Source organism: Shewanella sp. MBTL60-007 (assembly GCF_019654915.1).
Lineage (GTDB): Bacteria > Pseudomonadota > Gammaproteobacteria > Enterobacterales > Shewanellaceae > Shewanella.
This window is the reverse complement of record NZ_BPET01000049.1, coordinates 1-14,598: the sequence shown is the minus strand read 5'-3', so window position 1 is coordinate 14,598 and position 14,598 is coordinate 1. Positions and strand designations below refer to the sequence as shown.

At 41.1% G+C, this 14,598-nt stretch carries 15 protein-coding genes; all 15 read left to right on the top strand.

What is annotated here, in order from left to right; translation table 11 throughout:
• The first annotated feature begins 66 nt into the window (after window positions 1-66).
• The 15 genes from rpsA to K5Q92_RS17285 all read left to right on the top strand — a co-directional run bounded on the left by rpsA (window position 67) and on the right by K5Q92_RS17285 (window position 13,918).
• Window positions 67-1,734 (top strand): 30S ribosomal protein S1, encoded by a 1,668-nt coding sequence (rpsA, locus tag K5Q92_RS17355; protein WP_220770176.1) that lies wholly within the window; start codon window positions 67-69, stop codon window positions 1,732-1,734.
• 72 nt (window positions 1,735-1,806) lie between these two features.
• On the top strand, window positions 1,807-2,094 hold the full coding sequence (gene ihfB, locus K5Q92_RS17350; RefSeq protein WP_202722230.1) for an integration host factor subunit beta: 288 nt from the start codon (window positions 1,807-1,809) through the stop codon (window positions 2,092-2,094).
• A 122-nt stretch (window positions 2,095-2,216) separates the two neighbouring features.
• Window positions 2,217-2,534, top strand: a complete 318-nt coding sequence (locus K5Q92_RS17345) for a LapA family protein (protein ID WP_259649617.1) — start codon at window positions 2,217-2,219, stop codon at window positions 2,532-2,534.
• A 1-nt stretch (window position 2,535) separates the two neighbouring features.
• A complete protein-coding gene (gene lapB, locus K5Q92_RS17340; protein WP_220770174.1) occupies window positions 2,536-3,696 on the top strand; it encodes a lipopolysaccharide assembly protein LapB in 1,161 nt (386 codons plus the stop codon).
• A gap of 68 nt (window positions 3,697-3,764) precedes the next feature.
• A complete protein-coding gene (pyrF, locus tag K5Q92_RS17335) occupies window positions 3,765-4,460 on the top strand; it encodes an orotidine-5'-phosphate decarboxylase (RefSeq protein ID WP_220770173.1) in 696 nt (231 codons plus the stop codon).
• A 115-nt stretch (window positions 4,461-4,575) separates the two neighbouring features.
• A complete protein-coding gene (locus tag K5Q92_RS17330; protein WP_220770172.1) occupies window positions 4,576-5,385 on the top strand; it encodes an SDR family oxidoreductase in 810 nt (269 codons plus the stop codon).
• 30 nt (window positions 5,386-5,415) lie between these two features.
• On the top strand, window positions 5,416-5,958 hold the full coding sequence (locus tag K5Q92_RS17325; RefSeq protein WP_220770171.1) for a DUF2058 domain-containing protein: 543 nt from the start codon (window positions 5,416-5,418) through the stop codon (window positions 5,956-5,958).
• A 512-nt stretch (window positions 5,959-6,470) separates the two neighbouring features.
• Window positions 6,471-7,379, top strand: coding sequence for a hypothetical protein (locus K5Q92_RS17320; protein ID WP_220770170.1), 909 nt, complete (start codon window positions 6,471-6,473; stop codon window positions 7,377-7,379).
• Between the two features lie 2 nt (window positions 7,380-7,381).
• Complete coding sequence (locus tag K5Q92_RS17315) at window positions 7,382-9,058, top strand: FAD-binding oxidoreductase (protein ID WP_220770169.1); 1,677 nt, start codon at window positions 7,382-7,384, stop codon at window positions 9,056-9,058.
• A 168-nt stretch (window positions 9,059-9,226) separates the two neighbouring features.
• Window positions 9,227-9,706, top strand: a complete 480-nt coding sequence (locus tag K5Q92_RS17310; protein WP_220770168.1) for an AAA family ATPase — start codon at window positions 9,227-9,229, stop codon at window positions 9,704-9,706.
• 232 nt (window positions 9,707-9,938) lie between these two features.
• Window positions 9,939-10,370 (top strand): GNAT family N-acetyltransferase, encoded by a 432-nt coding sequence (locus K5Q92_RS17305; RefSeq protein ID WP_220770167.1) that lies wholly within the window; start codon window positions 9,939-9,941, stop codon window positions 10,368-10,370.
• Between the two features lie 687 nt (window positions 10,371-11,057).
• A complete protein-coding gene (locus K5Q92_RS17300) occupies window positions 11,058-11,408 on the top strand; it encodes a hypothetical protein (RefSeq protein WP_220770166.1) in 351 nt (116 codons plus the stop codon).
• A 189-nt stretch (window positions 11,409-11,597) separates the two neighbouring features.
• Entirely contained in the window at window positions 11,598-11,879 is a 282-nt protein-coding gene (locus K5Q92_RS17295) for a restriction endonuclease (protein ID WP_220770165.1), read from the top strand.
• 96 nt (window positions 11,880-11,975) lie between these two features.
• The gene (locus K5Q92_RS17290) at window positions 11,976-12,407 is read left to right on the top strand and encodes a hypothetical protein (protein WP_220770164.1); all 432 of its coding nucleotides are present in this window, start codon (window positions 11,976-11,978) and stop codon (window positions 12,405-12,407) included.
• 386 nt (window positions 12,408-12,793) lie between these two features.
• On the top strand, window positions 12,794-13,918 hold the full coding sequence (locus tag K5Q92_RS17285; protein ID WP_220770163.1) for a hypothetical protein: 1,125 nt from the start codon (window positions 12,794-12,796) through the stop codon (window positions 13,916-13,918).
• The last annotated feature ends 680 nt before the right edge of the window (window positions 13,919-14,598 follow it).

The window sequence follows — 14,598 nt, the reverse complement described above, 5'->3', positions numbered from 1 at the left end:
AGACGAATTATTAATCTGACTCCACGTCCAGGATGGTCCGTGGTTTATAAAGAAAGTAACTTAAACATGACTGAATCTTTTGCTGATCTATTTGAACAATCCCTTAATGAACTTGAGTTCCGTCCTGGTTCTATCGTACGTGGTGTAGTTGTAGCCATCGAAAACGGTATGGTACTAGTTGACGCTGGTCTTAAGTCTGAAAGCCCAATCCCAGCTGAACAGTTCAAGAACGCTCAAGGCGCTCTAGAAATCGCAGTTGGCGATGAAGTTGACGTAGCTCTTGACTCTGTAGAAGATGGTTTCGGTGAAACTCAACTTTCTCGTGAGAAAGCTAAGCGTCACGAAGCTTGGATCGTTCTAGAAAAAGCGTACGAAGATGCTGAAACTGTAATCGGTATCATCAATGGTAAGGTTAAAGGCGGTTTCACTGTTGAATTAAACGGTATCCGTGCATTCCTACCAGGTTCTCTAGTTGACGTTCGCCCAGTTCGCGACACAGCTCACCTAGAAAACAAAGAATTAGAATTCAAAGTTATCAAGCTTGACCAGAAGCGCAACAACGTTGTTGTTTCTCGTCGTGCAGTTATCGAATCTGAAAGCAGCGCAGAGCGTGATGCTCTTCTTGAGAACCTTCAAGAAGGTCAATCAGTTAAGGGTATCGTTAAGAACCTTACTGACTACGGTGCATTCGTTGATCTTGGTGGTGTTGACGGTCTTCTACATATCACTGATATGGCTTGGAAGCGTGTTAAGCACCCATCTGAAATCGTTAATGTTGGTGACGAAATCAACGTTAAAGTTCTTAAGTATGACCGTGAGCGTACACGCGTATCACTAGGTCTTAAGCAACTTGGCGAAGATCCATGGTTAGAAATCAGCAAGCGCTACCCAGAAAACACTAAGTTAACTGGTCGCGTAACTAACCTAACTGACTACGGTTGTTTCGTTGAAATCGAAGAAGGCGTTGAAGGTCTTGTTCACGTTTCTGAAATGGATTGGACTAACAAGAACATCCACCCATCTAAGGTTGTTAACCTAGGTGATGAAGTTGAAGTTCTAGTTCTAGACATCGATGAAGAGCGTCGTCGTATCTCTCTAGGTCTTAAGCAATGTAAGACTAACCCATGGGATGATTTCGCAGAGCGTTTCAACAAGGGCGACAAGGTTTCTGGTAAGATCAAGTCAATCACTGACTTCGGTATCTTCATCGGTCTTGACGGCGGCATCGACGGTCTAGTTCACCTTTCTGACATTTCTTGGAACGGTACTGGCGAAGACGCAGTTGCTGAATACAAGAAAGGCGACGAAATCCACGCTGTAGTTCTTTCTGTTGACCCAGAGCGTGAGCGCATCAGCTTAGGCGTTAAGCAAACTGAAGACGATCCATTCAATGCATACCTTGCTGACAAGAAGAAAGGTGTTGTAGTTTCTGGTGTTGTTACAGCAGTTGACGCAAAAGGTGTTACAATTGAACTAGCTGAGACTGTTGAAGGTTACCTTCGCGTTTCAGATATCTCTCGTGAGCGCATCGAAGATGCATCTACAGTTTACTCTGTAGGTGACAAAGTAGAATCTAAGTTCATGGGTGTTGATCGTAAGAACCGCACCATCAGCCTATCTATCCGTGCTAAGGATGAAGCTGAAGAGAAAGAAGCAATGGCTAGCTTGAACAAGCAAGATGACGTTGCTATGAGCAGCGCAATGGCTGAAGCGTTCAAAGCAGCTCGTAAATAATCGCCTTGAAGTTCAGGGGTGCTTGCACCCCTAAAAGGTGACTGTGTTTGGCTTGATAATAGAGGGTATAGGATGACTAAATCCGAACTGATCGAAAAACTTGCCACTAGGCAGTCGCAGCTGTCTGCGAAAGAAGTGGAAGCCGCTATCAAAGAGATGTTAGAGCAAATGGCCGAGACATTGGAATCAGGTGATCGTATTGAGATCCGTGGTTTTGGTAGTTTCTCACTTCATTATCGTGCTCCACGCACTGGCCGTAACCCAAAGACTGGTACTTCAGTTGAATTGGAAGGTAAGTACGTACCGCACTTTAAGCCAGGCAAAGAACTGCGCGAACGTGTTGATGCTATTAACGCGTAATTTACATTGTATTAAAAGCCTCCATTAGGAGGCTTTTTTATACCTAAAACTTAGGTATCACTAGCTAGTTAACTCTTTTTCTTAGATAATTAAAGCTCACATACGCGTTCATGGAGCAAAACGTGAAGTCATTTATCATTGCTTTTCTAGTCGCTGCGTTTTTTTTCTTAGCGCTTATCTTCGGTGCCCGTAACGAGCAGGTCGTGACGATTAGTTACTTCGTCGCACAAGGTGAGTTTAGGCTGCCCGTTGTCTTAGCATTTGTTTTCTTAGCGGGTTTTTTGGTGAGTTGGATATTTGCCATGTACCATATCGCAGGACTTAAGCTGTCTTTGCGCCGTGCGAATAAGAAACTTGCTGTCTATGAAGATAAACAAACGGCACAAGAACAGTCAAAATCAATGGCAGTAAAAAGCACTGAAAAAGAAGTAGACGCGTAATATGTTAGAAATCCTGTTTCTGCTTCTTCCTATAGCAGCCGGTTACGGTTGGTATATGGGCCGCAGAAGTGTCAGACAAAAACAGACAAATCAGCGTAAGCAGTTAAGCCGAGATTACTTCACTGGGCTAAACTTTCTATTGTCTAACGAGTCTGATAAAGCCGTTGATCTGTTTATTAGTATGCTCGACGTCGATGACGATACTATCGACACACATCTCTCCTTAGGCTCGCTGTTTCGTAAGCGCGGCGAAGTCGACCGTTCAATTCGTATTCACCAAAACTTAATTGCAAGACCTAGCCTCACCACAGAGCAAAGAGATATCGCTATGATGGAACTAGGCAAAGATTATCTCGCTGCTGGTTTTTATGACCGTGCCGAAGAGATTTTCATTAACTTGGTTAACCAAGAAGATCACAGTGAAGAAGCTGAGACTCAGCTAATCGCCATCTATCAAGTGACTAAAGAGTGGCAGAAAGCCATCGACATCATTAAAAAGCTCAAACGCAAGCGCCAGCAGGAACTTAAGCATGATAGCGCCCATTTTTATTGTGAATTGGCGAACGAAGCTCAAGATGATGCGACTAGATTGAAAAATCTGCAGTTAGCGATTAAGCAAGACAATCAGTGTGGCCGTGCATTATTAACGCTCGCAGAGCTGTACTTAAAGCAAGAAGAGTTTAAAGCCTGTAAGCAAGCAATTGAGAAACTGCTAAATACTGATATAGATCTACTTCCCGATGCTTTAGCCACCGCGAAAGAAGTGTACCTATTAACTAGCGATAGCGCTGGGTATCAAGAGTTATTGAGAGAGGCAATCGAAAAGGGCGCTGGCGCGAGTATCGCCATCACGCTTGCTCAACATATGATAGAGCAAGGTCACCCTAAAGACGCAGAAAAGCTAATTATGGAAGGCCTGATCAGACACCCAACCATGAAAAGTTTTCAGCATTTGATGAAGATACATCTACAGCAAGCTGAAGAGGGACAGGCGAGAAAAAGTTTGTCTATGCTAGAACAGCTTGTAGAGCAGCAGATAAAATACCGTCCCGGTTATCGCTGCCGAGAATGTGGCTTCCCTTCACACAGATTATATTGGCATTGCCCCTCCTGTAAACATTGGGGCAGCATCAAAAGGATTAGAGGACTCGATGGTGAGTAACCGTTCGTACCTCTGATTTATCAACAAAAACCTGTAAAACCTTACACCGCAAAGCGATTGGAGAAAGAATGACTGACAAGCCTATTTTAGTTGCCCTAGACTATGATAATAAAAATGATGCTTTGCAGCTTATTGATCAATTAGATCCAGATATGTGTCGATTGAAAGTCGGCAAAGAGATGTTCACACTGTTTGGTCCACAGTTGGTAACTGATATTCATAGCCGTGGATTTGACCTTTTCCTCGATCTTAAATTCCACGACATTCCCAATACCGTTGCTAAAGCCGTAACAGCTGCAGCAGAGCTCGGAGTGTGGATGACCAATATCCATGCATCTGGAGGTCTTGCGATGATGGAAGCGGCAAAGCGAGCACTTGAACCCTATGGTGATCAAGCGCCATTGCTTATTGCCGTAACTGTGCTGACATCAATGAGTGACGACGAGCTTAAGCTGCTTGGTATCAATGTACCAGCATCGGAACATGTTCTTCGTTTAGCCGCTCTGACAAAACAAGCAGGTTTAGATGGCGTAGTATGTTCGGCGCAAGAGTCTACGCTTCTAAAAGCTAAGTTTGGCCAAGACTTTAAATTAATCACACCTGGTATTCGTCCTGTTGGCAGCGACAAAGGGGACCAACATCGCGTGATGACGCCTCCAGAGGCACTGGCTGCTGGTTCTGACTATTTAGTTATCGGTCGCCCAATTACCAAAGCTGCTGATCCATTAAAAGCGTTACAAGCAATTCACCAAACGATTGCGTAATCCATTTTAGCCGAGTAGGTTAGTGCATAAGAGAGCTTAAGCTTAGTGAATTGGCAGTAAAAGGCTTTTCATTGAGTTTAATCAGGAGCGCTAACCTATAAGGATAAATGGAACCATGTTTGACTATCAGGGAAAAAACGTTGTAGTTGTTGGCGGTACCAGTGGGATTAACCTTGGGATTGCCAAGCGATTCGCCGACGCTGGGGCTAATGTGATTGTCGCTAGCAGAAGCCAAGATAAAGTTAATGCAGCAGTTTCTGAGTTAATACAGGCCAACCCCTCAGGCACTCATTTAGGGACTTGTTTTGATGTCAGGGATTTAGACGCATTAAAACATGGTTTTGCAGTTATCCAAGATACTTTTTCACATATTGATGTACTTGTTAGTGGCGCGGCTGGCAATTTTCCAGCATCAGCTGAGAAACTCAGTGAGAATGGTTTTAAGTCGGTAATGGACATCGATCTACTTGGCAGTTTTCAAGTGTTAAAACAAGCATATCCGCTAATGAAGCAGCAGGGCGGTGCTATTATCCAAATTTCAGCTCCTCAAGCGTATGTCCCTATGCCTATGCAAGTGCATGTATGTGCGGCCAAGGCGGGAGTTGATATGTTGACTAAAACATTAGCGATTGAGTGGGGCTGTAAAGGGATCAGGATCAACTCTATCGTTCCCGGGCCTATTGCAGGAACCGAAGGGTTTGATAGACTTGCGCCTAGTTCAGAGTTACAAGCAAAAGTTGCCCAAAGTGTGCCATTAAAGCGTAACGGCGATAGCAATGATATTGCTAATGCTGCACTATTTTTAGCTTCAGACATGGCGTCTTATATTACCGGGACAGTATTGCCAGTTGATGGTGGTTGGTCACTCGGCGGCGCTGGGGCTACAATGGCTGAAATTGGCCAATTAGCGCAAAATAAAAGCTAAGCAGATAAATTAGAGATTAGAGAATTAAGTATGGCAAACCCATTTCAAGAGCAGCTTCTTAAAGCTGGTTTAGTAAGTAAGCAAAAAGTACGCGATACTAAAACGCAAAAGCGTCGCGATAGAAAAGCTAAGGTCGATGACGGCTCTGAGGCGCTTAAGCAAGAGATTGCCGCCAAGAAACAAGCACAGGCAGACAAAGATAAGCAATTAAACGAGCAACGTTTTGCAGAGGCTTCAGAAAAAGGTTTGGTTCGTGGTCTAGTCACTGAGTTTAAGAAACTTGCGATCTCTTCACCGAAAGATGCTGAGATTAAGTTTAACTTCACTTTTGAAAATAAAATTTACTCACTGTATGTGGATGAAAAAATGCAGAGTCAGCTGTTAAATGGCCATCTCGGTATTATCAGACATGAAGAGAATAGCTATTTGGTTCCCCATAAGTTAGTAGAACGAGTTAATTTACTTGTTCCAGCATGGGTAGGCTATCTTTGGTCTCAAGAAGACAATAGTGACGTTGTTGAGGAAGATGATCCATATGCAGATTATGTCATTCCAGACGATCTAATGTGGTAATCGATATTTTCCCTGATTAAAGCAGTGAAACAATGAAGTATTAAAGCCGTAATGGATAGTCATTACGGCTTTTTTATATCCGCTACTACCAGAATAGTGAAGCCATCTTTCTATCTGATACACCACTGTGCTTCTACACCTCAGAATTTGTAATAACCAGTCTTAATATCTTTGAAATCTGTAAAAGAGAGCTTTCTTCAACACGCTACAAATAAAGTGATTACTAATTTAATTTGTTAGCTTTCGAACTTATTTACTCTTCTTACTATTGTGTATTTTTATTTTAATTAAGTAACCACTAAATAAAACACGATTAATTTCACCACTCTTATCGGTATTTGAATCGCTCATAAATTCTTTAGACTTAAGTTAATAATCAAGAGCTTATTTGGTTTTGATTATGGGGAGAAGTGCAAGTTGTTTTCAAGTTGCGCTTCTCACACTAACTCCAATCTATATTGTTTGCGAAGAGCTGCAAGGTTGGAAAGTTTTCTGATAAAAAAGGATTTTTTATGAGTTTAAGAAATAGAGATACTGGCTATTATGGCGAGAACATAAGTGCGTTGAATGAGTTCGCAATAGAAGAGATTAACAACCCATCTTCTAAAGATCCGCTTATCAATGCCGCAATCGTGACCGATCTTCAGAAGTTAGTTTTAGATATCTATGCTAGAGATCAAGAACATCGGTTAATTTTAAAGGAAAGTACTTTCTCTAAAGTTAATGTGCATCGTTCGGCAATAAATTCGGATCATTTATGGCTGATATCTAAGCAGGGTAATTTAGTCGCTTATCTTTCAGGTAGTCACATTTATACCGACCTAGGTGAACAAGTATATGTCTTTAAAGCATGTATGGTTGCTGTTGAGGTCGATAATAAAGGTGAACTGTTTTCCCGGTTATATGCGCGACAGATCATACGCGGAGTTCTCTCTTACTGGAATAGTGCGAGTAATTTGGGCAAGCCTATGCCTTTTATTACTAGGACATTAAACCCTATCGTTGCGCAAACGGTTTATAGTTTGGGAACGAATATGTATCCATGCCTTGATGGATTGCCGATTAGTGACCGAGTGAGGGATAGGCACCGCGCGTTCGAGAAAGTCATCAACGAGTCAATTGGAGATGATGGAATATTAGTTAACTCCTTTATGAAGCACAGTGATTATAAGTTAAGGCCAACTAAAGGTAAGTCTAAGAGGTCAAAGATCTACTCCTTCTGCCGAAGCTTAGGCGATACGGATGGCGCGGTGCTTACCGGTGAATTGGTGTTTGGAGACGATTTTATTCATCATTTGCAGGAGAAGATCTCAGGTGATCACATATCTATGGGAGATCTTGGTTTGGTCAATCTCCTGAGAGACTCGGCGCAACAGCAAGCCCTAAGCATGTCTGAAACTCAAAGCTTCGGAGGCTGTTAATTATGACTTGTAATGATAATAGTGTGGCTAAATTCACCTTAAAGGCTGAGGCGTTTCGCGATCACGTTTTACGGTCTACCGCTGGTCAGGTCGTTTGCTATGATTCGCTACAGGCCAAATCTACTTATGGGGCCAATACCATTGCCGCAGAAAGAGAAATTACTGGAGCGTTTAAGGTATTGCCTGTTGAGGGAGAGGAGGGGCGACACGCTGATGAGCTTAATATCAGTACTATTGTAAGGCTCGCTGGCGAGTATCAGATTGCTCTTTATCCTATAAGCAGTGGCAACAACTGGGGTTATGGCTCTGCTAATCCAGTGGATGACGCAGAACCGTGTTTTATTTTGGACTTGTCCCGCCTTAAGCGAATAGAGATTAACGCGCAACAGGGGATTGTGCGACTCCAGCCCGGTGTGACACAACAAGAGCTGCGGGATAGGTTAGATAGTGATAATTTGCGATTGATGGTGCCAGTTACCGGTGCAGGCCCTACTTGCAGTTTGGTTGGTAACGCTATCGAGCGCGGCTATGGCATCACCCCACACACAGATCATTTTGCTGCTGTAACCAGCCTAACAGCTATACTCGCGGATGGTTCTCTCTATCGCTCCGCTGTTAACTCTTTAGATCAAACATCAGAGAAAACCGTAGACAGCTCTTACAAATGGGGATTGGGTCCTTACCTTGATGGACTCTTTTCTCAAAGTAACTTGGGAATAGTGACAGATATGACCATTAGGTTAGCTCCATTGCCAGAGTGCGTCGAATCTTTTTACTTTTTTTGTCATGATGACAAAAATCTTGAGCCTTTAGTCACTCTAGTTACGGGGATCTTAAAGGACTTTCCAGGAGTCGTAGGTTCGATTAACCTTCTAGATTGTAGGCGAATGTTATCTATGGTCGTTCAGCGCTCTAACGACAATGATATGAATGATTTAGAGTATGTTGAACGATTACAAGCTTCCCATAAGGTTTACAAATGGACCTGTATTGGAAGCCTTTATGGAAATCATGAGGTTGTTCAAGCTGTAAAACGACAGATCACAAAGCGTATAAAAGAGGTTGAGTGCGTAAATCGTTCTTTATTTATTAGCGCCAAGAGATTGAAGCGGGCTGCTAAGATTTTTGACCTCTTACCTCAGCAGTTATTTAGTGGTTTACGTAGTCAACTTGCGGCTTTGCAAAAGAGTACGTTGATTATGCGCGGGATCCCTAGTGAAGTCGCTTTACCCTTAGCCTACTGGCGTAATGAACAGACGCCCACTGCGGTTACAGCTCTCAATCCTGCACGTGATAATTGTGGTTTGCTTTGGTATGCGCCCTTAATACCCGTATCAAACTCGAAAATAAGAGAGTTTGTGGACATGGTAAGAACTGTCTGCCCTAAATATGGCATAGAGCCACTGATCACCATGACGGCACTGAGGCATGACTGCATCGACAGTACTATCCCACTGCTGTTTAATCGCAGCGATGCTAAAGCGGTTGAAAGTGCCAAACGTTGCCTTGATGAGCTGTTCATTCGGGGTTGTGAGCGAGGTTTTGTTCCATACCGTCTTAATATCGAGCAACAACGGCGCTTTTTGTCTGCAGACGATCCCCATTGGGCGTTAGTGAGAAAAATCAAACAAGCTATCGATCCAAAAAATATTATTGCACCTAAGCGCTATAATCCATAAGGAGTAAAACTTGGGTCTTTTGGCAGTGAAGAAGCCAAAAGACCCTTCTGTTCAATGCCTGTATTATCGAGTAACTTAAAGGGCTATCAAATTAGAGTGTTTTAGGTTGTTACCTCTATTGAAGACAAAAGGCATATTTAATACCAGACTGAATAAGGAAATTAGCGTTTGAAGAGAGTCATAATTTTTGGAAACTCAGGTTCTGGTAAATCCACATTAGCAAGACAGTTGGCCGAGAATTATGGGCTTGCACACCTTGACTTAGATTTAATTGCTTGGCTACCTCAAACTCCTCCCGAGCGAACGCCCTTAAAACAAGCCTCAGGGGAGATTTCTCGCTTTATTAATAAGCATGACGCTTGGGTCATCGAAGGCTGTTATTCAGATCTGCTGGAGATGGCAATGTACAAAGCGAGTCAGATTATCTTCTTGAATTTACCGATAGACGATTGTGTCACGAATGCTCGAAATCGTCCTTGGGAGCCACATAAGTATGCGTCTAAAGCAGAGCAAGACAGCAACTTGTCCATGCTAGTTGACTGGATTAAGCAATACCAAAGTAGGCGAGATACCTTTTCATTGGCGGCCCATCAAGCCCTGTTTGATGAGTTTACTGGCAAGAAAACTATGATTAGCAGTAATCAATAAAAGCCGCTTATACCTGCAGCTTGACGTCGGCGACCAAGTTGCTATTGAGTCGAATGATACAGACTCATTTTTGCCCCAATCGGTGTTAGCCTCGCTACTCACACGAGCGCTGATTATTGTTTTTTTTCCAATCAAAACTAATGTTGATGCTAGATGGACGGACATTTATTTTGTCGGTAAAATGCTCTCTCGCGGCTGCACATAAATTTCAGTCAACTTTAGAGAAAACCCGATGATTGTAGAAAATGTGCTTCCTGAAAATTACGCAGAAATGCTTAATGTTTGGGAAAATTCAGTCCGAGCGACTCATGACTTCATAACAGAAGAAGATATTGAGTTTTTTAAACCAATTATCATCGAGCAGGCTTTTCCTGCTGTCACTTTAAGGTGTGTGAAAAATGAAAGTGATTCAATTCAAGGTTTCGTGGGTATCCACGACTCAAAGATTGAAATGCTTTTCATCTTAAACGAGGCAAGAGGGCAAGGTGTAGGTAAGGTGCTACTGCAATACGCAATAGAGCAGTTAGGTGCAACCAAAGTCGATGTAAACGAACAAAACCCACAGGCAGTAGGTTTCTACGAGCATATGGGGTTCAAAGTCGTTTCGCACTCGCCACTTGATGATATGGGAAAACCTTTTCCAATTCTGCATATGACACTTTAAAGCTCGGTTTGTCGTAACCAAGTTTGTTAGAAGAAACGCCCAAAGCTAATAACTTTGGGCGTTTCCGTATATGGTGAAAACCCATACAAGTATAAGGTTTCAAAATACTATTTCTAATCAGGTGGAAATTTGTTAGTGCAATAGTCCTATCACGTTTCTGTCCATTTTCGAGTCAGGGAGCGCTTCGTGACTCACTTATGCCCCAAAACGAGCTAGCGAGAGAAATTTTCGCACCGGAGAACTGCATTAGCGCCTTATATTTTCTAATGTCTTGGGCGCTCAGAACTGACTTTAAAGTACTAGATAGATACACAGTTATAATTGTACGTTGATGACTCGTGAGTAAAGTGAGCAAAATTGGGTGATTTATGCTCGATAAACTTCTAGTTTTTTGATAACTTATTGAATTTACAATTATTGGTAAAAGATTGTAGAGACCTCTACATCAAGGTGCTCGCTTTTGCGGGCTTTATATTAATAAAATTGGTCTTAAGTTTCCATTTTGTCAATATAAAACAATCGGTTGGCTTGGTATGGTTGCTGCTAAGTTGAATTTGAATCGGAACATTATCGAGCAGCTATATAATAAGCTGTTATGTTGAAGCTGTAGAATAATGTGGTGAATCAAAGTTGGTATTACCGCATAGAATACGATGAGCGCTATGAAGTAACCTTGAGTCAATGTATATGGAACTATTTGACATAGTAACCTACGTAGTAGGAGCAATCGTTTTAATTTCCTTGTTGGCGATGCTGTATGAAGCCTGGCCGCTTGTTTTATTGGTCTTGGCTATCGTCTTAATTAACAAGTTCACCATGTGGGCATCTGTTGTCATATTTTTGCTTGTTGTTGTAATGAACCCTCAAGATGACAAGACACAGGAGCTTAGCAAGGGAGCTGCTTTGATTGAGAGCATGGTAAGCGCGTTCAAAGTTACTTTTTGCATAGTCGTTGCTGCATGGTTTATAGGGATGTTATTTTCAGGTGATGGATCTGGTTCTGTACCTTGTGGAAGAGCCACTCCACATGGTTGTTAAAATTTCAACATAACAAGGCGCTGCAGGCGGATCGCTATTGTTTGATTGGCTGTTGCTCGTGCCTCGCAGATTTTAGCCAACCAAACTGCTCCCGCTGAGCGGAGCGTTATATTCTCACTAATTGAAGGAGTCAAAGTGGCCAACGACGGAAAAGATTACGAGTAGTTTGTAAAGGATCTTCAGCAAGGCTTGCTAGATTCAGAAGATTTTATAAAACAGAAGAACATCTGCATTGAGACCAATAAAAAGATAACTGATAACTGCGGAATAAAAAGGGAGTTTGATCTCTATTGGGAGTATGAACTTGCAGGTATAACTTATAAAACGGTTATTGAGTGTAAGGATTACGCATCTAAAGTATCAGTTGAAAAAATAGACGCATTGATAGGTAAAACAAGAGACATTCCAGATTTAAAAGCAATATTTGCCACTAAAACAGGCTATCAGTCTGGAGCAAAAATAAAGGCATAACAGAATAAAATAGATTTACTTATTGTTCGAGAGCAAGGTGATCAAGACTGGGAAGATTCAGAGGGAAATCCATATATAAAAGAAATTGCTATAAAAATGGAACTTGTATCTGCCGCAAGAACTTTAAGTTTTTCACCACTCATTGATGGTGATTGGGCAAAAAAACATACTGATATAGACCTTAGTAAGCCCTTTAACCTAAACATGAGAAATGATCTGATAATTGTTGAAGATTTAGACAAAAGCGAAAGGTATTCGATACTGGAACTTGAAGAAAGGCTTGGCTCCATTCATCACGGTGAATCAGGAGAGTTCACTAAAGAAGAAGAGTTTGAAGACGCCTTTATGTATTGTGAAGATACCAAGCTTAAATTAAGGGGCTACAAAATGACGTATGCAATATCTCTCCCGATTCAAATGCCTATAAATATTGATTACTCAAAGGAATTAGTTGGGGTCATTGAATATCTTCATAAAGGTACAAAAACAGCCATATTCTCAGATGGGAAGTCTAGAGAGTGGAGCTGACCACGAATATAACAAGGGGATAAGGGGATATGTGGGGTCAGGGTAAACTTTATTTGATTACCATACTTTTTCTTATCCCACGACCTAGCTTTAGACTCCTTACTCTAACTGATTTCTGTCCAGATACGTCTTAGAGTGATCGCTCTAAGACACTTTTGCCCCTTTATTAGTTACGCACGATAAGCAGATTTCATAGTTTTACTAATCCTAAATGCCTTGTAGAGGTTACTTTCGCAGGATGAGATTAATGGAAGACTTTGTTCTTTTTGTCACCTAGATTCAACAGTAAAAAAGAAAATAAATATGAGCGACAGTTTGTCTTCAAAGTAGTATCTTAATCGTTGATAAGAAATGGTCTTATAATCAGATAGATTGAGAGATGAGATATGCCAATAACTGCTTATTCAAACACTTACAAACGAGAATTAGATGTAACTCAATTGGAGTCTCTTTTCAATGAAAGTCCTCACTCTCTAGATGTTTCGTTTCAAAACTTTGTAAAAAATGACGTAGAGTGTCCTGCATGCAATGTAACTGGTGGTTATATAGTTAGTGAGGGTATTTGTGCAAAGACGGGTAGAACGGTATCTCAAGCTCACTTTGCATTTAGAAATTCTCAAGGAGTTGATGCACACTTACCATTTTGTGAGTTCTATAATGGAGAGGACAAACAAAAGTTGGTAGCAAATGAAGGTACAGTTGACTTTAGAAACTCTAAGTCTCCCATAACAAGACAAATTGGGGTCATAGTTAGTATTGGGATAGAAAACAATATTTTCAGTCAAGGTGACATGCGAGATATGAGGCAATGGTTTCTTGATTTGAGGAAAAGTGGTCAGGAGCTTTTTGATATTTCGCCACACATTGTCAATCTTGCTAGAAGCTCATATGTTAAATCTAAAAGAAATTCTGAAAAATTTGTCCTAGACGTTACCGAAGCCTCAAAAGAAGGTTTTGATATCGATAAGGAAGTTTATGAGTCTCTAAGCCATCAATATCCTCATTACAAATTGATTGAATACTATAAAGAGAATCCATTCTATTTAGAGATAAGCCAGAAAGCTGTAGTGAAAAAGGCCATTAGTATAATAAGAAATGACTCAAGTACCTTAAACTTTGACCGAAGCGTGGTATTAGAAAAGTATCAATTGACTCGGAAACTTGCCTCTAAAATAGTTAAGAATGACGGTTTTCTATCACAAAAATTATCTCCTAGTGCACTTTTTAAATCTAATCCGTTAATGGCACTTTCATCTTTACTACTATTTGTATCAAATTGGGATATTGAAGAAGCATGGAAAAAGGTTGAAATAATTTATAAAATACAATCTGTAAAAGATGGTAACGCTGGAAATTTTATTGGCCTTAATCCATTTGTAAATTACAGCGCTTGGGTGATCATTAAGAAATTGATGTTTATAAAAGACACCCTTGAAGATACTCTAGATTATGACTACATATTTAATGGAGAAAAATCACGGTTAATGAAGTTATACGACCTTAAAGGTTGATCACTACAATAGCGGTTGCGTTAGTGTTGTAGCATTAACGCATCTCTGCTCTACGGCATTTCAGAACCATATCGTCAGACATGAAGCTGACCTAAAACGTGTCAGCAGACTATTACCTAAATCAGGTCCCGAACTTTAGGTAATACAAGTTTCTGCCCCAAAGCTAGTTAAAGTCAAAGTTTGTTCATGTCCTATTTTAGTCGCTTTTGTCATACCTCACCTAATGTGTGGTGGAAATACAAGACCTGCTCCCTTCGCTTTTTTTAGTTCTGTAATGATCAAAAGAAGTAATGCTTATAGGTCTCCTTTTTAGCAATGTAATTATTGTTCAGCTACTTACCACATTGTGAATTTTCAGCATTATTTTGGTGTAAGAAGGAAAGCGATTTAGAGTTAACAACTGCTAAGTGGCTGTTTAAAAAAAGTTCCTCCCAATAGTTGAATCAAATAACGTCACAAATAAGTAAATTCCGGTTTTCACCATCAGAAGAGTCAGTGGATTCGTAGTAAAGCACTTGTTAAAGTGTTGATTTAAAATGTATTTAAAGTTACCTTGTTCGCGTGGGATTAACTAGGCTGACTGTTCTTATTCGGAGTTCAGCCGAATATGCTGTTATGCCTCTTGGGTGCACATCGAACATGGGAGTACAGATGTCAATTTCTACAATAAGCAATAATAT

Excerpts from the sequence above, each read along its gene's own strand:
- K5Q92_RS17330 (WP_220770172.1), top strand. The coding sequence starts at position 4,576 with ATGTTTGACTATCAGGGAAAAAACGTTGTAGTTGTTGGCGGTACCAGT.
- K5Q92_RS17285 (WP_220770163.1), top strand. The coding sequence starts at position 12,794 with ATGCCAATAACTGCTTATTCAAACACTTACAAACGAGAATTAGATGTA.
- ihfB (WP_202722230.1), top strand. The coding sequence starts at position 1,807 with ATGACTAAATCCGAACTGATCGAAAAACTTGCCACTAGGCAGTCGCAG.
- K5Q92_RS17300 (WP_220770166.1), top strand. The coding sequence starts at position 11,058 with ATGGAACTATTTGACATAGTAACCTACGTAGTAGGAGCAATCGTTTTA.
- K5Q92_RS17315 (WP_220770169.1), top strand. The coding sequence starts at position 7,382 with ATGACTTGTAATGATAATAGTGTGGCTAAATTCACCTTAAAGGCTGAG.
- lapB (WP_220770174.1), top strand. The coding sequence starts at position 2,536 with ATGTTAGAAATCCTGTTTCTGCTTCTTCCTATAGCAGCCGGTTACGGT.
- pyrF (WP_220770173.1), top strand. The coding sequence starts at position 3,765 with ATGACTGACAAGCCTATTTTAGTTGCCCTAGACTATGATAATAAAAAT.
- K5Q92_RS17290 (WP_220770164.1), top strand. The coding sequence starts at position 11,976 with ATGGAACTTGTATCTGCCGCAAGAACTTTAAGTTTTTCACCACTCATT.
- K5Q92_RS17325 (WP_220770171.1), top strand. The coding sequence starts at position 5,416 with ATGGCAAACCCATTTCAAGAGCAGCTTCTTAAAGCTGGTTTAGTAAGT.
- K5Q92_RS17320 (WP_220770170.1), top strand. The coding sequence starts at position 6,471 with ATGAGTTTAAGAAATAGAGATACTGGCTATTATGGCGAGAACATAAGT.
- rpsA (WP_220770176.1), top strand. The coding sequence starts at position 67 with ATGACTGAATCTTTTGCTGATCTATTTGAACAATCCCTTAATGAACTT.
- K5Q92_RS17305 (WP_220770167.1), top strand. The coding sequence starts at position 9,939 with ATGATTGTAGAAAATGTGCTTCCTGAAAATTACGCAGAAATGCTTAAT.